At 67.7% G+C, this 17,254-nt stretch carries 10 protein-coding genes and 1 pseudogene; 5 read left to right on the top strand and 6 right to left on the bottom strand.

All coding sequences use genetic code 11. The annotated features are described in order from the left end of the window. Positions 1 to 5: 5 nt before the first annotated feature. Positions 6 to 851, bottom strand: a complete 846-nt coding sequence (locus tag GLA29479_RS17630; RefSeq protein ID WP_057972369.1) for a hypothetical protein — start codon at positions 849 to 851, stop codon at positions 6 to 8. A 235-nt stretch (positions 852 to 1,086) separates the two neighbouring features. Between GLA29479_RS17630 and GLA29479_RS17625 the strand changes: the two genes are divergently transcribed. The 3 genes from GLA29479_RS17625 to GLA29479_RS17615 all read left to right on the top strand — a co-directional run bounded on the left by GLA29479_RS17625 (position 1,087) and on the right by GLA29479_RS17615 (position 5,441). Next, positions 1,087 to 2,271 carry a class I SAM-dependent methyltransferase gene (locus tag GLA29479_RS17625; RefSeq protein ID WP_082638782.1) on the top strand — a complete coding sequence of 395 codons (1,185 nt, stop codon included), beginning with the start codon at positions 1,087 to 1,089 and terminating at the stop codon, positions 2,269 to 2,271. Next, a complete protein-coding gene (locus GLA29479_RS25420; protein ID WP_057972367.1) occupies positions 2,268 to 2,702 on the top strand; it encodes a hypothetical protein in 435 nt (144 codons plus the stop codon). The genes GLA29479_RS17625 and GLA29479_RS25420 overlap by 4 nt, the downstream gene beginning before the upstream one ends. A gap of 237 nt (positions 2,703 to 2,939) precedes the next feature. Next, positions 2,940 to 5,441: a TonB-dependent receptor plug domain-containing protein gene (locus GLA29479_RS17615; RefSeq protein WP_057972366.1), complete on the top strand. Its 2,502-nt coding sequence runs from the start codon at positions 2,940 to 2,942 to the stop codon at positions 5,439 to 5,441. A 312-nt stretch (positions 5,442 to 5,753) separates the two neighbouring features. Here GLA29479_RS17615 and GLA29479_RS17610 read toward each other — a convergent pair whose 3' ends face one another. The 4 genes from GLA29479_RS17610 to GLA29479_RS17595 form a co-directional block, all read right to left on the bottom strand. After that, a complete protein-coding gene (locus GLA29479_RS17610) occupies positions 5,754 to 6,995 on the bottom strand; it encodes a multifunctional CCA addition/repair protein (RefSeq protein ID WP_057919339.1) in 1,242 nt (413 codons plus the stop codon). Between the two features lie 144 nt (positions 6,996 to 7,139). Continuing rightward, positions 7,140 to 7,517 carry a PH domain-containing protein gene (locus GLA29479_RS17605; RefSeq protein WP_057919338.1) on the bottom strand — a complete coding sequence of 126 codons (378 nt, stop codon included), beginning with the start codon at positions 7,515 to 7,517 and terminating at the stop codon, positions 7,140 to 7,142. A 310-nt stretch (positions 7,518 to 7,827) separates the two neighbouring features. Then, complete coding sequence (locus GLA29479_RS17600; protein ID WP_057972365.1) at positions 7,828 to 8,739, bottom strand: complex I NDUFA9 subunit family protein; 912 nt, start codon at positions 8,737 to 8,739, stop codon at positions 7,828 to 7,830. Between the two features lie 10 nt (positions 8,740 to 8,749). Then, on the bottom strand, positions 8,750 to 10,822 hold the full coding sequence (locus GLA29479_RS17595) for a lytic transglycosylase domain-containing protein (protein ID WP_082638781.1): 2,073 nt from the start codon (positions 10,820 to 10,822) through the stop codon (positions 8,750 to 8,752). Positions 10,823 to 10,849: 27 nt separating this feature from the next. Between GLA29479_RS17595 and GLA29479_RS25810 the strand changes: the two are divergent. Then, positions 10,850 to 11,951, top strand: a pseudogene (locus GLA29479_RS25810) (sulfite exporter TauE/SafE family protein). A gap of 268 nt (positions 11,952 to 12,219) precedes the next feature. Then, on the top strand, positions 12,220 to 15,147 hold the full coding sequence (locus tag GLA29479_RS17585) for a TonB-dependent receptor (RefSeq protein WP_057972364.1): 2,928 nt from the start codon (positions 12,220 to 12,222) through the stop codon (positions 15,145 to 15,147). A 1,228-nt stretch (positions 15,148 to 16,375) separates the two neighbouring features. On the opposite strand, the gene GLA29479_RS17580 is transcribed toward GLA29479_RS17585, so the two are convergent. Further along, complete coding sequence (locus GLA29479_RS17580; protein WP_036149715.1) at positions 16,376 to 17,140, bottom strand: endonuclease/exonuclease/phosphatase family protein; 765 nt, start codon at positions 17,138 to 17,140, stop codon at positions 16,376 to 16,378. Between the last annotated feature and the right edge of the window lie 114 nt (positions 17,141 to 17,254).

Raw genomic sequence — 17,254 nt, 5'->3', positions numbered from 1 at the left:
CGCGCTCAGGCGATCGGCTCGTCGCCGTTCGCAAAACCGACCAGGATCTGGTCCTCTTCGTCGGCCCGGTCCGGGTAGAACCAGACCAGGGCCGCATCGCCGACGCGCGGCAACCGCACCGGGTCGAACAGACCGGTCTTGGTCACCCAACGCTCGACGCCGGCGTGGTCGGTGAAGCGGACGACGAAGCGCAGGCGCATCTCGTGGTAGATCTCCACGCCGGTGTCGTGGACCTCGGTGATCGCCGCGTCCGCGCGCCGGCCTTCGGCGAGCAGGCGCCGGATGCGTTCGGCACGCGCTGCGTGGCGGCGGTGCGCGCGCCAAGCCAGGCCCGCGCAGCACAGCGCCGCCAGCGCCAGCGAGGCCGGCAACCAGTACTGCGCGCTCCAGCCGAGCCAGGCGATGAAGTCCCAATCCGGGGCGGGCGTGCCCGGCGCATCGGCGAACGAACCGACCCGCAACGGCGCGACCCACGAGTCGCCCGCGCCGCGCCAGAAGCCCACCGCGCACGCGAGCAGGGTTGAAGCGAACTGGCCCCAGGTGCTCGCGGCCAGACCGTATAGCTCCTTGAGCACGTAGCTCAGCAGGAAGCCGGCGATGAAGCCGCCGAACGACCCGACGAACACGCCGAAGAACCACGCCGGCGCGACGTTGTCCGGATACAGGCTCGGCGGCAGATAGGCTTCGGCGATCGGATAGCGGATGGTGTCGGCGAGCGAATAGGCGAACAACGCCCACAGGCTCCAATAGATCAGCACGAGGATCCACAGCCCGGCGCCGGGCCGGGGCGGTCGTTGCATGCGTTCGAGCGCTTGCCGGCGACGTTCGACGGCCGGATCGACGGTGCTCATGGGCGGGCTTCCGTGCGGGACGCGGCCATCTTGCACGGATGCGATGAAACTGAAACGCGCACACCCCCCGAATGCCGCCGATTTAGTACCAAAGCGCTAGCCGCGCGGGCGCCCGGCAGCGTCGCGCAAGTCTGCGTTCAGCCTGTCCGGCGCCGGCCTTCGCGATTCGCCGCGGCTGCGCCGGGGCCGTATCCTGTCGGCCTGTTTCCGATGCGCCTGCGACGCCGCCACTCACGTGAATTCCTTCGATCTGCCGACTCCCGATGCCGATGCGCTCGCCCACAGTACGCGCCTGGCGGCCCTGATCCGCGAGCAGATCCTCGCCCACGGCGGCGCGATCCCGTTCTCGCGTTTCATGGAGCTGGCGCTGTATGCGCCGGGTCTGGGGTATTACAGCGCCGGCGCGAGCAAGTTCGGCGCAAGCGGCGATTTCGTCACCGCGCCGGAGATCGGGCCGATCTTCGCCGCCTGCGTGGCCGAAGCGGTGGCGCCGGTGTTGCAGCAGATCGGTCCGTCGGCGCGCTTTCTCGAACTCGGCGGCGGCACCGGCGCGTTCGCCGAAGTCGCGCTCAAGCGCCTGCTCGAGCTGGACGCCTTGCCCGACCGCTACGCGATCCTGGAACCGAGCGCCGAGCTGCGCCATCGCCAGCGCGAACGCCTGCGCGAACGGCTGGTGCCGCCGTTGTTCGATCTGCTCGAATGGCCGGACGGGCCGTTCGGCGACGAGTGGGACGGCGTGCTGTTCGCCAACGAAGTCATCGATGCACTGCCGACGCCGCGCTTCGCGATCCGCGACGAGGAAGTGTTCGAGGAATACGTGGTGATCGACGGCGACGGTTTCGCGCGCGAGTTGCGCCCGGCCGACGATTTTCTCGCCCAGGCCGTGCGCATCGCCGAGCGCCGCCTCGAACATCCGCTCGCCGAGGGTTATCGCTCCGAGCTGTTGCCGCAATTGCCGTACTGGATCCAGGCGGTCGCCGGCGGTCTGCGCAACGGCGCCATGCTGTTCGTCGACTACGGTTATGCGCGCGCCGAGTTCTACGCGCCCGATCGCGTCGATGGCACCTTGCGTGCGTTCTATCGCCACCGCATGCACGGCGACCCGCTGCTCTGGCCGGGCCTGCAGGACCTGACCGCCTCGGTCGATTTCACCGCTCTGGTCGAGGCCGGCGTCGCCGCCGGTTTCGATCTGTCCGGCTACTGCTCGCAAGCCAGTTTCCTGCTCGGCAACGGCCTGGCCGGGGTGTTGCAGCGGATCGAGCAGATCGAGGACGAACTCGAGAAGCAGCGCCGCCTCAACGAGGTCAAGCGCCTGACTTTGCCGAGCGAAATGGGCGAGTGCTTCCAGGTCATGGGCTTCGAGAAGGGCGTCGAGTTCGGCGTGGCCTTCATGGCCGGCGACCTGAGTTTCCGTCTGTGAGCCGGGTAAGCGGACACGAGGCGCGCGGCGCGCTGCGCGCATTCGAGCGGCCGGCGCTGTGGTGCGCGATCGGCGTGGCGATGATCGCAGCGGTCGCCGCTGCGACCCTGTTGCCGGCGCACGATCTGCCGCCGACGCCGTTCTCGGGGTTCGACAAGATCGAACATTTTTCCGCGTATGCGGCGATGTCGGCGTACGCGACGATGCTGTTCGCGCGCCTGCGCCCGCAGGCGATCGCCGCGGCCGGCCTGATCGCGCTCGGCGTGGCGCTGGAATTCGCCCAGGCCGGCCTGACCGATTCGCGCACCGGCGACGCCATCGATGCCGCCGCCAACAGTCTCGGCGTGTTCGCCGGCCTGTTCGTGTCGCTGACCCCGGCCTCGCGCTGGCTGCAAAGGTTGGACCGCCGGCTGGCGCGTCGGCCGGCCTGAGGTTTCGCGCACTGGGTCCGGAAATCGGCAATCAGCGGCGATTTCGACCCGCCGCTGTTCAGGATCGCCGGCCCGATGATCGGACGAAATAACCGATTACCGACCCATCGATAAGTAGAAAACGGTCACAAAGACATATTTGGCACAGTTAGACAGCCGCTTGCGCAACGGTTAAAAATTTGTGAGGCTCGCCGCGGGCTCTGCAGAGCCTGACCTCATCCTCGCAAGGAACCGACCATGTCCGTAGTGCACCGCAACCGTCTGGCGCTGGCCGTAGCCGCCGCCGTGGCCGCCAGCGCCTTCGTTGTTCCTTCCGCTTTCGCCCAGGAGCCCGCCGCTCCGGCCAGCCGCGAAGCGACGACCCTCGACGCGGTGCAGGTGACCGGTTCGCGCGCGCGCGGCCGTGCCGCCGAAGAGACCGCCGCTCCGGTCGACGTGATCGGCAAGGAAGAATTGAACGCCACCGGCGCGACCGAGATCGGTCAGATCCTGCAGATGCTGGAGCCCTCGTTCAATTTCTCCCGCACCTTCGTCAGCGACGGCACCGACATCCTGCGTCCGGCCACGCTGCGTTCGCTCGGCCCCGACCAGGTGCTGGTGCTGGTCAACGGCAAGCGCCGCCACCAGCAGGCGCTGGTCAACGTGCAGCAGACCATCGGCCGCGGTTCGGCCGGTACCGACATCAACGCCATTCCGCTGTCGGCGATCGAGCGCATCGAAGTGCTGCGCGACGGCGCCGCGGCGCAGTACGGTTCGGACGCGATCTCCGGCGTGATCAACATCATCCTCAAGAAGCAAACCGAGGAAACCCAGCTCTCGTTCCAGGCCGGCAAGTACTACGCCGGCGACGGCGCCAACTACCAGGGCTCGGTCAACACCGGGGTCAAGCTCGGCGGCGACGGCGGCTACCTCAACCTGTCGCTGGAATACCGCGACCGCGCCGAGACCAACCGTGCCGGCCCCGACAGCCTGCGCGTGAACCCGCCGCGCGTGACCCAGCGTCTCGGCGACGCCGACGCCACCGACGCCTACTTCTGGTTCAACGGCGGCCTGCCGGTCGGCAACGGCGAGCTGTACTGGTTCGGCGGCCTGTCCAGGCGCGAAGGCGATTCCTCCGGCTTCTTCCGCAGCCCGGGCGACAACCGCACGGTGCCGGCGCTGTACCCGAACGGCTTCCTGCCGAACATTCTGACCACTGTCGACGACCATTCGCTCGCGGTCGGCTACAAAGCCCCGATCAACGACAATTGGGACTGGGACATCTCGATCAACCGCGGCCGCAGCAAGTTCGGCTTCGAAGAAAGCAACTCGGTCAACGTGAGCTGGTGGTACGAGCCCAAGCCGGGCGGCGGCATCTACGCCGAGTCGCCGACCAAGGCCGACACCGGCACCCTGCAGTTCGACCAGACCACCTTCAACCTGGATTTCCGCGGCACCCTGAAGGGCTTCAACGACAACCCGCTGTACCTCGGCACCGGCCTGGAATACCGCCAGGACGACTACCAGATCCGCCCCGGCGCGCCGGTGACCTACACCTACGGCCGCACCAACAACCGCGCGATCCCGATCTTCGGCCAGACCGGCGACACCGCCCAGCCGGGCATGCAGGGCTTTCCGGGCTTCTCGCCGAACGAAGCCGTCGACGACGGCCGCCATAACTACGCCGTCTACTTCGACGCCGAAACCAACCTGACCGACCGCTTCCTGCTCGGCGGCGCGGTGCGTTACGAGGATTACTCCGACTTCGGCAACACCACCACCGGCAAGCTCTCGGCGCGTTTCGACGCGACCGAACAGTTCGCCGTGCGCGGTACCGTCTCGACCGGTTTCCGCGCGCCGGGCGTGCAGCAGCTGTTCTACAGCCAGCGCTCGACCAACCTCAACGCCGCCGGCGTGCTCACCGACACCCTGACCGCGCGCCAGGACAGCGCGGTGACGCGCGCCTTCGGCATCGAGCCGCTCAAGGAGGAAACCTCCAAGAGCGCCTCGCTGGGCTTCGTGTTCAAGCCGAACGACCGCTTCTCGCTGACGATGGACGTGTTCCGCATCGACATCGACGACCGCATCATCTTCTCCAGCAACATCCAGCCCGAGAGTGTCGGCACCAACGGCCAGCCCTGCGCCCCCGGCAACGGCAACTGCCCGATCCGCGCGATCCTCGATCCGATCGGCGTCGGCCAGGTGCTGTTCTTCACCAACGCCATCGACACCCGCACCACCGGCCTGGACGTGGTCGCCAGCCACAACACCGAGTTCGCCGGCGGTTCCAAGCTCAACCTCACCGCGCTGGTCCACTTCAACAAGACCGAGGTCAAGGACCGCCGCTCGCAGTCGACGATCCTGTCGCCGGAAGCGCTGTTCGACGACACTCAGGTGACCCTGATCCAGGACGGCCAGCCGCGCGCCCACCACGTGCTGCAGAGCGTGTACGAGATCGGCAAGTGGGAATGGACGGCGCGTGCGAACTACTACGGTTCGGTGGCCGGCGAAGGCTTCACCCCGGGCACCAAGCAGCGCTGGGGCGGCAAGTGGCTCGGCGATCTGGCGGTGCGCTACAAGTTCAACGACAAGACCAGCCTGACCGTCGGCGGCAACAACATCTTCGACACCTACCCCGACAAGTGGGACACCGTCACCGGTGCGCCGTTCCCGCAGCTCGGCTTCAAGTACGGTTGGGAAACCCTGCCGTTCGGCATGAACGGCGGCAGCTACTACGCCCGGATCGATTACCGGTTCTGATAGCGGCACCTTTGCGAAACCGAAACCGCCGCGCACCCGCGCGGCGGTTTTTTTTTGCGGCGTCGAACGGCCCGCCAACCCTGTAGGAGCGGCGTAAGCCGCGACGCGTTACGGCCGTCGCGTTGGTAGAGGCGATGTCGTGGCTGTTTTGGGTAGGAGCGATGCGAGTCGCGACCAAAAGCACAGGCGTACGCAAGCGCCCTCGACGAAGATTCGATAAACCGGCAACCGATCCGGAAAGCCACCGATTGGCCGAGCTTCGGATGCAGCGCTTTCGATCACCTCTGCGGTTGGTCGCGGCTTGCGCCGCTCCTACTCCGGAGGTGGCTCGGCGGCGGGCTTGCGCACGGCGGCGATCGCCGCGATCCGCGCGCGCCGCACCGCTTCGCCGACCTCGGGGCCGGCCAGGCCCGGGGCGACTTCGTTCGCGCGCACTTTCATCGCCGCGCGCACCGCTTCGCGCAAAGCCGCGCCCGACGGATACGGTTCGTCCTGCAGCCCCAGGCGGCCGCGCTTGTCGGCCTCGCACACCAGGCTCATCTGTTCGATGCGCTTCGGGTTGCGGAAACCGTCGCAGCGCGCGATCAGTTCGTAGACGCTGCGCGGCCGCATCTCGGCAAGGCGGTGCACGTTGAGGTGTTCGCGGCAGACCGCTTCGGCGAGCAGGCGATGCTCGGTCGGCACCTTGAGGCGCTCGCACAAGGCCTGCAAGGGCTCCAGGCCGCCGTGTTCGTGGCCGTGATGGCGCGGCAGCAGCTCGGCCGGCGTCAGCGCTTTGCCGAGGTCGTGGGTCAACGCGGCGAAACCGATCAGGTCGTCGCCGGGCGCGAGCTGCGCGGCCATGTCGAGCACCATCTCGGTGTGGATGCCGGTGTCGACTTCGGGGTGGTACTCGGGGCGCTGCGGCACGCCGTACAAGGCCTCGACCTCCGGCAGCACCACCGCCAGCGCGCCGGCGTCGTGCAAGGTGCGCACGAACGCCGAGGGCCGCGTGCAAGTCAGCGCGCGCCGCAGTTCCTGCCAGACCCGCTCGGCGACCAACGCCGACAGCTCGCCGGATTCGGCCATCTGCCGCATCAGCGCCATGGTTTCCGGGGCGACGCTGAAGCCATGCTCGGCGAAGCGGGCCATGAAGCGCGCCGCGCGCAGCACCCGCAGCGGGTCTTCGACGAAGGCGGGGCCGACATGGCGCAGCACCCGCGCTTCGATATCGCGCGCGCCGCCGTAGGGGTCGACCAGGCGGCCGTCGTCGGCGCGGGCGATCGCGTTGATGGTGAAATCGCGGCGGACCAGATCGTCTTCGAGCGTCACCGAGGGATCGGTGTCGACGACGAAGCCGCGGTAGCCGCGCCCGGACTTGCGTTCGGTGCGCGCCAGCGCGTACTCCTCGCCGGTCTTCGGGTGCAGGAACACCGGGAAATCGCGGCCGACCGCCTTGAAGCCGGCGGCGAGCATGGCCTCGGGCGTTTCGCCGACGACCACGTAATCGCGATCGCCGGCCGGCAGGCCGAGCAGGGCGTCGCGGACCGCGCCGCCGACGAGATAAGTTTTCATGTTCGTCTCCGCGGGGTTCGGGACTCGGGACTCGGGACTCGAAAGAGCGCCGCTGCCGGCCCGGCAGCGCACCCGAAATACTGTTTTACGATTCCCGATTCCCGATTCCCGATTCCCGATTCCCGATTCCCGATTCCCGGCCGCTCAGCGCGGCGAATTCTGCGCGAGCAGGGCGACGATGTCTTCGGCACCGGCGCTGCGGCCGAGGTGACGGGTGATCGGCGTCGCCTGACCCGACACCCACAGGCGCAGCTCGGCTTCCAGGTCGAAATGGCCGGCGGTCTCCAGCGAGAACATCACGATGCTGCGATACGGCAGACTGAGGAATTCGGTCTTGCGGCCGGTGACGCCTTGCTTGTCGACCAGGATCAGGCGGCGATCGGTGAACACGATCAGGTCGCGGACCTCGCCGAACGCGCGCTGCACGGTTTCGCCGGGCGCGAGCAGGGGTTGGAAGTCTTCGCCGACTTTCTCGGCGGATTTGGCGCCGGCATGGCCGAGCAAGGTATCGAGCAGCCCCATGGGGATCTCCTTGTGATGGGCAGTGGCCTGCATCCTAGCGCGCACTGGGTGCGGCGGCGATGACGCCTTGCTTTAAGGGTAGGAGCGGCGCGAGCCGCGACCAACCGCAGAGGCGTACGCAAGCGCCCTCGACGAAGATTCGATAGCGGCACAACCGATCCGGAAAGCGACCGTCTGTCCGGGGCTTCGGATACGCAACGCTTTCGGTCACTCTCACGGATTTCCGCGCCGGCTCGGGTGGTTGCGCGGTCGCGACTTACGGCGCTCCTACCCCCAAACGCGTCGCCGCTCCTACCCATGGATACATGGCTTAATCGCTGCGCGCCGTCAGCCCCAGGATTTCCGGCAGATGCGACAGCACCGGGGTCGGGGCGATGCCCAGCTTCAGCAAACCATTTTCGACGCTGGTCGAATCGGTCTGCAGCGAGCGCCAGTTGTCGCGGCTGATCGGTTTGCCCGGTAGCCATTCGCCGATCTCGGCCTGCAGCTTGCCGAGCGATTCCGGCAGCGGCAGCACCGCGCGCAGGCGTCGGCGCGCACGCGCGGTCGCGCGCACGATCTCGGCGAGCGTCATCACCTCGGGGCCGACCAGGTTGTAGCTGCGGCTGACGTGGCTGTCGTCGGCGAGGGCGTTGACGAAAGCCTGGGTGACATCGCCGATCCAGACCGGCTGGAAGCGCGCGTTGGCGCGTCCCATCGGCAACAGCGGCGCATAGCGCAGCAGGCCATCGAAGCGGCAGAACAGGCCGTCGCCGGGGCCGGCGATCACCGAGGGGCGGAACAAGGTCCAGGCCAGCTTGGAGGCGCGCACGCGCTGCTCGGCGCGGCCGCGCGATTCCAGGTAATGGCTGTGGCCGGTGCCGGCGTTGAGCGCGCTCATCTGCAGCAGCCGCGACACGCCCATGTCGCGCATCGCTTCGAGCAAGGCGTCCAGCAGTTCGACGTAGACATGCTCGAAGCCGGCGCCGCTGTCGCCCTGTTCGTTGAGGATGCCGACCAGGTTGACCACCGCGTCGACGTCGTCGAGCACGGCGCGCAGGAAATCCGGGTTGCCGATGTCGCCCTCGATGATGCTGGCGTCGCGCGACAGCAGTTTTTTCTTGGCCGGGTCGACGCCGCGGCTCAGCACGGTGATGCGGTATTGCTCGCGCAGCAGATGCTCGACGAGATGGCGGCCGACGAAACCGGTACCGCCGAGAATCAGAACATGACGACGGGGCATGGCGGCAGGCTCACTCTTGTTCGGCCGGCGCCGGCGCGGTCGCGGCGGCGCTCGCCGCCGGGCAGGCGAAGGACTTGCGCTTGCCGGCGGCGATGCCGCGCATGCGGTCGCTGACGTTGTGGGCGTCGCCGTTGAGGCGCCAGTCGTAGATCACGCTGAAGGCGAGCACGCGGGCGACGTACTCGCGGGTCTCCTTGTAGCTGATGGTCTCGATCCAGAACTCCGGCTCCATGCCCGGGCGCTGCGACTGCCAGCGCGCCAGCGGCGCAGGGCCGGCGTTATAGCCGGCCATGGCGAAATAGGGTTGGCCGCCGTACTTGTCGAGCAACTGACGCAGGTAGGCGGTGCCGAGGATGATGTTGGTGTCGGAGTCGTACAGGCTGGCGGCGCCGCCCCAGGGCAGGCCCAGGCTCTTGGCGACGGCCGCGCCGGTGCCGGGCAGCACCTGCATCAGGCCCATCGCGTTGGCGCCCGAGCGCGCGGTCGGGTTGAAGATGCTCTCGGCGCGGATTTCGGCGGCGACCCAGGCCGGGTCGATGCCGTTCTTGGCCGACTCGCGGCGGATCGTGTCGCCGTGGTGCAGCGGGAAGCGCAGGTAATACAAGCGCTGTTCCTGCGGGGTCTTATTGAGCGAGAACACCGCGCGATCGAACCAGTTGTAGCTCTGCGCCACTTCGATGGCGATGCGGCGCTGGGTGTCGTCGAAGCGGCTCAGCGCGTCGTCCCATTCGCGCACCGCCCAACCGGCGCGTTCGATCCGGAACAACCCCATCGCCCGCTGCAGGGCCGGGTCGCGCGCGATCGCGGCCTTGGCCGCGGCGCTGTCGGTCGGTTGCAGCGGGCACAGCGCATACGGCGCGCCGAGCCGGTCGGCGGCCATGAAGCCGTGGAAGTCGGTCTTCTTCGCCGCTTCGCGATAGAGCCGGTCGGCGCCGGCCTTGTCGCCGGCGCGTTCGCTGAGGTGGGCCTCGAAGTACTGCCAGCGCGAATCGCCGCGTTGCTTGGCGCCCATCTTCTTGATCGCGGCGAGTGCGCCGGCCCAGTCCGAGCGCGCCATCGCTTCGCGCGCGCGCCACTCGTGCAGGCGTTCGTCGTAGGCGACCTCGGGCACTGCATTGAGGCGGCGCGCCGACTCGGCTTCGTAGGAGGCCACCGACCACAGCGCGGTCTGGTACAGCACGCGGCCGCGGTCGGCGTCGCTGAAGCCGAGTGCGCTGGCGTATTTCGGCAACTGCTGTTCGGCGGCGGCCGGCTGCGCCTTGGCGAACTTGGCCAGGCCGTAGGAGGCGATCTTGCGGCTGCGTTCGGTCTTCGGCCACGACAGCGCGCGTTCGTTGACGTTATCCAGGAACGCGGCGTAGTCGTTCGCTTGTGCGAGCTGATCCGCCGGCAGGCCGCGCGCGGCCGAACGCATCACCGCCGGCTGCCATTCGGCGGCCGCGGCTTCGATGCGCTCCCAACGCAACTCCGGCGACAACCCACCCTGGGCCGCGAGCACCGCGAACGGGCCGTCGCAACTGTCGGGCAGGGACTTGCCGCTGCTGCGCCAGATCGTTTGCGCTTCGCGCGTCCAGCTCTCGTCGGTGCGGCCCAGGGCCTGGCGCGCGTTCAATTCGGCGCAGCGCAGGCTGATGCTGCGTTCCTTGCCGGTGGCGCTCTTCGGCGTCCACGCGGCGATGAAGCTCGGCCAGTCTTCGCGGCGCGCGGTCGCCGCCAGCCAGATCTCGCGGAAGGCTTCGCCCGAAGCTTCCTTGCCGCGACGGGCGAGGAAATCCTGGGCCTGGCCGTTGTTGACCGTGTCGATGCCGCGGCGCAGGTTGGCGTACTCGACCCAACCGTACAGCGGATGCCGCGCGAGATCGACGTACTGGCCGCTGTCGAACGGGCCGCGTTCGGCCGCTTCGATCGCCGCGCGCAGGCGCGGCAGCAGCGGGTCGACCGCGGGCGCCGGCAAGGCGTTGACCACCGGTGCCGGCTTGACCGCGGCCTGGGTCGGCGCCGACGCCGTGGTCTGGGCGCAAGCGGTGGTGGCGAGGGCCGCGGCGAGCGCGGCGATGGCGAGTGGGTAGGGGCGTGGCAGCATCGCCGGACTATAGCCCAGCACGCATGAATGTCTTATGTGAACATTCGCTGTAGTGCGGCGGCCGTGATGCGTCGCATGCGAAGTGCGTCGCAGCTTGCCCGGCTCTCGCTCGAAGAGCGAACTGCGCATTCGCATCGTTGTTGCCGCGCCGTTGCTGCTTCAGGATCGTCGAGGCGATGCGAAGGTTCGGCGCGATCGGGCTCGTGCAGTCGATCGTTGTCACAGGTTCGTCTTGCGGCCGCGCCTGCGAAGCGGCGCATCGCGGCAGGCGTTCGCGGCGCGGCGCTGCGACCATGTAGGCTCGACCCTGATCTTGCGGAGCATTCGACGGTGACAGCCTGGTTGGTCTTTCTCGCATTGGGCGCGGTGGCCGGCGTGCTCGCCGGCTTGCTCGGCATCGGCGGCGGCCTGGTGCTGGTCGCCGCGCTCGCCTGGCTGGCGCCGCTCATGGGCATTCCGCAGGAAGCCGCCATGCATACCGCGTTGGCCAGTTCGCTGGCCAGCATCGTGTTGACCGCGACCGCCTCGGCGCGCGCGCATGCCAAACGCGGCAGCGTGATGTGGCCGACCGTGCGCTGGATGGTGCCGGGGCTGCTGCTCGGCGGTTGGCTCGGCAGTTTCGTCGCCGTGCGCATCGACGGCGATTGGCTGCGCTTGATCGTCGCCGGTTATTGCCTGATCGCCGCGGCGCAGTTGCTGTTCGGCAAGAACGGCGCGCCGCTCGCCGACGGCGCCCCGCCGCCGCAGGGGCCTGCCGCTGTCGGCCGCGGGCGTCGGCATCGGCGCGGTGTCGGCGGTGGTCGGCATCGGCGGCGGCAGCATGACCGTGCCGCTGTTGGTCTGGCGCGGCGTCGCCCCGGTGCGCGCGGTCGGCACGTCTTCGGCCTGCGGCGTGGCGATCGGCCTGGCCAGCGCGGTCGGCTACGCCTTCAACGCCCCGCCCGGGGCCTTGCCCGAGCACGCCATCGGCTACGTCTACCTGCCGGCGGCGATCGGCGTCGCCATCGCCTCGGTGTTCGCCGCGCCCTACGGCACCCGGCTCGCCCACAGGCTGCACGGCGACACCCTCAAGCGGGTGTTCGCGGCGTTCCTGATCCTGGTCGCGGTCAGCCTGCTGCTCGGCGGCTGAAGCGCGACCGCGGTCGCGTTTGCGGGCCCGGCCCGGCCTGGACCGGGGTATTAACTGAACAGGGGAGGCGCGTTCGCGCATAGGCGACGCACGTCTCAAGCCGGGTCCGATCCCGATCAGAAATGCGACCCAGTTGGCAAGTAGTCCCTATTTGCGCCTTGTGGCGGATTCACGAATTGTTTACAACCTCCCGGTGCCGTCCGCATGGATGGGCGGCGTGCCAATAGCCATCAGAGCTACAGCCACATTCTTGAGGGAGAGAGAGTCGATGAAAGTGTCGCGTCGTCATGCCTTGGCGAAAGCCATTCAGTTGTCCCTGCTGGTCGCCCTGCCGGGGCTCGCAGCCGCCCAGGAAGCCGCGCCTGCCCGAGACGCCACCACGCTGGACACCGTCCAGGTCACCGGCACTCGCATCAAGAAGGCCGAGATCGAAAGCCAGGTCCCGGTCCAGACCCTCACTCGCGACGACATCGAGCGCACCGGTCTGACCTCGATCGGCGACGTGGTGCAGGAACTCACCGGCGCCGGTTCGGCGCTCAACACCAAGTTCAATTCCTCCGGCAACTTCGGCTTCTCGCCCAACGGCGACGGCGTCGGCGCCGGTTCGGCCCAGGTCGACCTGCGCCACCTCGGTCCCAAGCGCGTCCTCGTCCTGGTCGACGGCATGCGCTGGGTCAACGAGTCCTCGGCTTCCGGCGTGGGCGCGGCGACCGACCTCAACACCATTCCGCTGGCCATCGTCGAGCGCATCGAAGTGCTCGAGGACGGCGCGTCCTCGCTGTACGGCTCCGACGCGATCGCCGGTGTGGTCAACATCATCACCCGGCGCAACTTCGACGGCGGCCAGATCACCCTCAACTACGGCCAGTACGGCGAAGGCGACGGCGAGCTCAAGGGCTTCGACGCGGCCTGGGGCTACAACACCGACCGCGCCAACCTGTTCCTGGGCTTGAGCTACGTCGATCAGGACCCGGTGTTCTCGCGCGACCGCGAACTCTCGCGCGTGCCGGTGCCGGGCCTGGGCGTGGAAACCGGCAGCTCGGCGACGCCGAACGGCCGCTTCATCATCACCCCGGCGACCGCCAGCACCGCCTGCCCGCTGACCGACACCGACGACGATCCGAGCACCCCGTCGATCCCGTTCTGCAACATCACCACGCCCAACGGCAGCAGCTTCCCGAACGGCGTGCGCTACCCGCAGGACTTCATCGGTTTCACCGGCGCCAACCGCTACAACTTCGCCGAACAGAACATGCTGCTGACGCCGTCCAAGCGCACCGGCGTGTTCGGCCAGTTCCGCTACCACTTCAACGACAACGTGCAGGCCTACGTCAAGGCGCTGTACAACCGTCGCGAGTCGGTCAACCAGGCCGCGCCGGAACCGCTGTTCCTGGGCCTGGACGCCGGCACCGGCAACCCCTGGTCCGAGCACATCACGGTCTCGCGCCTTAATCCGTATAACCCGTTTGGCTTCGACCTGACCACCGAGGGCGCCAACCCGAACCTGGTGCTGATCGGCCGTCGTCCGGTCGAAGGCGGCCCGCGCATCTTCGAGCAGGAAGTCGACACCAAGTACATCGCGGCGGGCGTGGAAGGCAGCTTCGATGTCGGCGACCGCACCTACTTCTGGGACGTCAACTTCGCCAGCAATAAGAACGAAGCCGAGCAGACCAACCGCGGCAGCTACAACATCCGCAACATCAACATCGCCGTGGGCGACCCGGCCGTGTGCGCCGCGACCCCGGGCTGCGTGCCGCTGAACCTGTTCGGCGGCCCCGGCACGATCACCCCGGCGATGCTGCAGTGGATCAGCCCGATCGTGCGCGACCGCAGCGAGCAGAAGCTGCAGACCTTCACCGCCAACCTGTCCGGCGACCTGTTCGAAGCCTGGGCCGGCCCGCTGTCGTTCGCCGCCGGTTACGAATACCGCAAGTACGAAGGCTTCTATTCGCCCGATCCGATCACCGTGGCCGGTTTCTACAACGGCACCCAGTCGCTGCCGACTCAGGGCGAGTACGATGTCAACGAAGCCTACGTCGAGCTCAACCTGCCGTTGATCAAGGAAGGCAGCTTCGGCAAGAGCCTCGACCTGAGCCTGGCCGGCCGCTACTCGGATTACTCGACCTTCGGCGGCCAGTTCACCCCGAAGTACGGCCTGCGTTGGCAGGTCGCCGATGAGTTCCTGCTGCGCACCACCTACGCCGAAGGCTTCCGCGCGCCGTCGATCGGCGAGTTGTTCGGCTCGGCCAGCCGCGCCGACTTGCAGCTCAGCGATCCCTGCCTGATTTCGATCACCGGCTCGCCGGCGACCGGCAACCGCGCCAACTGCGCCGCCCTCGGCGTGCCGGCCGGCGCGACCCAGGCCAACAGCCAGATCTCGGTGCAGACCGGCGGCAACCCGGACCTCGAGCCGGAAACCGCGCGCAGCTTCACCGCCGGCTTCGTCTACAGCCCGGCCTGGGCCGCGGGCGTGCCGTGGTCGGACAAGTTCGACTTCGAAGTGACCTTCTACCGTCACTCGCTCGAAGGCGCGGTGCAGGCGATCGACGCCCAGACCCAGCTCAACCTGTGCGTGCAGACGCTCGACCCGACCTACTGCGGCGGCATCACCCGTTCCAGCGTCGGCGGCATCAACTCCTTCGAGAACAAGCTGACCAACCTGGGTTCGATCAAGACCTCCGGCTGGGACGTGGACTTCTTCTGGACCCTGCCGGAAACCTCGCTCGGCCAGTTCAAGGTCAGCTGGCAGAACACCTTCGTGACCCAGTACGACGCCGTCGGTGCGGCCGGCCAGGTGCAGCCGCGCCGTCCGGGCGTGGAAGTCAACGACAGCGCGATCCCGGAGTGGACCTCGAACGCGAGCCTGTCGTGGAAGCGCAACGCCTGGACCGCGTCGTGGACGATCCGCCACATCTCCGACATGACCGAAATCTGCCAGGCCTCGGCGCTGGATTCGCCGTACTGCGACAACCCGGTCACCGGCGACAACAAGCTCGATGCGATCACCTACCACGACTTGCAGGTGGGTTATCACATCGACTGGCTGAAGGGCCTGCAGATCACCGGTGGCGTCAACAACGTCGCCGACAAGGATCCGCCGGTGTGCCTGTCGTGCTCGCTCAACGGTTACGACGCCTCGACCTACGACATCCCGGGCGGCCGTTTCTTCTACCTGCGCGCCGATCTGCGCTTCTGATCGACGCACCGCGACCGGCGCCGCCGGTCGCGGGTAGGACAAGCCTGAAACACGAACGGCCGGTGCATGCACCGGCCGTTTTGTTTTGTCGGCGAGGTGTTCTGTCGCTTTGAGCCCACGCGCTTCTTGTAGGAGCGGCGTAAGCCGCGACCGCGGGAGGTCAATCTCGCATCGTGTCCGACTGGAGCCCAGGGTAGGAGCGACGCGAGTCGCGACCGCGCTGTAACGGGTTCGCGGCGTATCTCTCAAGCGAGATCCAGATCAAGATCAAACGCCAAAAGCTTCCGCCACTAAAGCGGCGGGCTACTTTCTTTTGTCATAAGCAACAAAAGAAAGGTAACCAAAGAAAAATGCTTTTCTTTGAATCACAAGCCCGCACGAGCGTTGCCGACGCAGGGATTTTTCATACGGGACATCCTTGTCCCGATGAAAAACGGCCCGCATCCCTGCGCGCCGCCCTCCGGGTCTTCGATTGCCTTCGCGAGTGCGGGACGACGCACGGCAACGGCAGAATCTTTACGGCAACGGCAACGGCAACGGCAACGGCAACGGCAACGGCGGTTGTCGTTGCGATGCTCTCGGGGTAGGAGCGGCGCAAGCCGCGACCGCGCCGCTGCAGTTTGTGTCGACGCCGGTATCTGGCCACGAATGCATCTGCCTCGTTGCTTCTATTGTCGTATCGCTGTGGCCACGTAAGAGCCGTCGTGGCGTGCGATTACGCGGTCGCGGCTTGTGACCGAAGGAAATCCAGTAGGACGCCGCTCCTACCCAAGAGCAGCGACGGCTGTTGCCGTAGGTTTTTGCGGTTGTTGTTGCCGTTGCTGTGCGTAGTCGCGCACTAGCGAAGGCAAACGAAGACCCAGAGGGCGGCGCGCAGGGACGCGCGCCGTTTTTCATCGGGACAGGGATGTCCCGTATGAAAAATCCCGGCGTCGGCATCGAACGTGCGGGCCTGTGATTCAAAACAAAGCATTTTTCTTTGGTTACCTTTCTTTTGTTGCTTATGACAAAAGAAAGTAGCCCGCCGCTTTAGTGGCGGAAGCTTTTAGCGTTTGATCCTGATCTTGAATGAGCGATCCGCCGCGAACCCGTCGCAGCGCGGTCGCGACTCGCGTCGCTCCTACCCTGGGCTCCAGCCGGAAACGATGCGAGATTGATGTCCCGCGGTCGCGGCTCACGCCGCTCCTACAGAGGGCAGTGTCGCGGCTATGTTCGCGCAATAGCGACGCTACTCGGAGCGCAACGCGCTATGCGGGACGTCGAGCTCCAGCGACAGCGCCAGATGATCGGACAGGGCGGCGGGCACGGCGCGGGCGCCGGCGAAGCCGAGGCCGTCGCCGAGCAGGATGTGGTCGATCGCGCGCTGCGGACGCCAGCTCGGGAAGGTCGGCAGGGCGCTCGACGGCGGCTGCAGGCGGGTGTTGCGGAACAAGGCCTGCATCTCGGGACGATCGGCCGAGCAGTTGAAGTCGCCCATCAGCACGGCGTGCGGGTGGTCGTGCAGCAATTCGGCGATGAAGGCCAACTGCGAGGCGCGCGAGGTGGCGCCAAGCGATAGGTGCGCCACCGCCACGGTCAGGCCGTCGTCGTCGTCGCCGTAGTGGGCGATCAGCACGCCACGGCCGGAGATGCGCCCGGGCAGGGGATGGTCGACGACCTCGCGCGGTTCCAGCTTGCTCAACAGACCGTTCGCGCTGGAGGCGACGCTGCCGACGCGGCGGTTGGGCTGGTGGCTCCAGTACTCGAAGCCGGCGCGCTGGGCGAGGTAGTGGGTCTGGTTGGTGAAGCCCGAGCGCAGACTGCCCGGGTCGCTTTCGTTGAGGCCGACGATGTCGTGCTCGCCGGCCAACTGGGCGATGGTGTCGAGGCTGCCGCGCTTGTTGCCGGCGGGCAGCACGTGCGACCAGCTGCGCGTCGCGTAATCGCTGTAGCGACGCGTGCTGGAGCCGGCCTGGATGTTCGCGCTGAGCAGGCGCAGCCGGCGTGTATTCATGCGGGGATGCGTCGGGCGCGCGGCCCGATCAGCCCTTGCTCGCCGGAGCCGGGGCGGCCGCCGCCGGAGCCGGCGTGGTGGCCGGCGCAGCTGCGCCAGCCGGTGCTTCGGCCG

Source organism: Lysobacter antibioticus, assembly GCF_001442535.1.
Taxonomy (GTDB): domain Bacteria; phylum Pseudomonadota; class Gammaproteobacteria; order Xanthomonadales; family Xanthomonadaceae; genus Lysobacter; species Lysobacter antibioticus.
Note: the sequence above shows the minus strand (reverse complement) of the source record. Positions and strands in the feature narration are given on the sequence as shown.

What these genes read in the sequence shown, in the direction of transcription:
- GLA29479_RS17630 (WP_057972369.1), bottom strand. Translation starts at nt 851, where the DNA reads ATGAGCACCGTCGATCCGGCCGTCGAACGTCGCCGGCAAGCGCTCGAA.
- GLA29479_RS17615 (WP_057972366.1), top strand. Translation starts at nt 2,940, where the DNA reads ATGTCCGTAGTGCACCGCAACCGTCTGGCGCTGGCCGTAGCCGCCGCC.
- GLA29479_RS17610 (WP_057919339.1), bottom strand. Translation starts at nt 6,995, where the DNA reads ATGAAAACTTATCTCGTCGGCGGCGCGGTCCGCGACGCCCTGCTCGGC.
- GLA29479_RS17605 (WP_057919338.1), bottom strand. Translation starts at nt 7,517, where the DNA reads ATGGGGCTGCTCGATACCTTGCTCGGCCATGCCGGCGCCAAATCCGCC.
- GLA29479_RS17600 (WP_057972365.1), bottom strand. Translation starts at nt 8,739, where the DNA reads ATGCCCCGTCGTCATGTTCTGATTCTCGGCGGTACCGGTTTCGTCGGC.
- GLA29479_RS17595 (WP_082638781.1), bottom strand. Translation starts at nt 10,822, where the DNA reads ATGCTGCCACGCCCCTACCCACTCGCCATCGCCGCGCTCGCCGCGGCC.
- GLA29479_RS17585 (WP_057972364.1), top strand. Translation starts at nt 12,220, where the DNA reads ATGAAAGTGTCGCGTCGTCATGCCTTGGCGAAAGCCATTCAGTTGTCC.
- GLA29479_RS17580 (WP_036149715.1), bottom strand. Translation starts at nt 17,140, where the DNA reads ATGAATACACGCCGGCTGCGCCTGCTCAGCGCGAACATCCAGGCCGGC.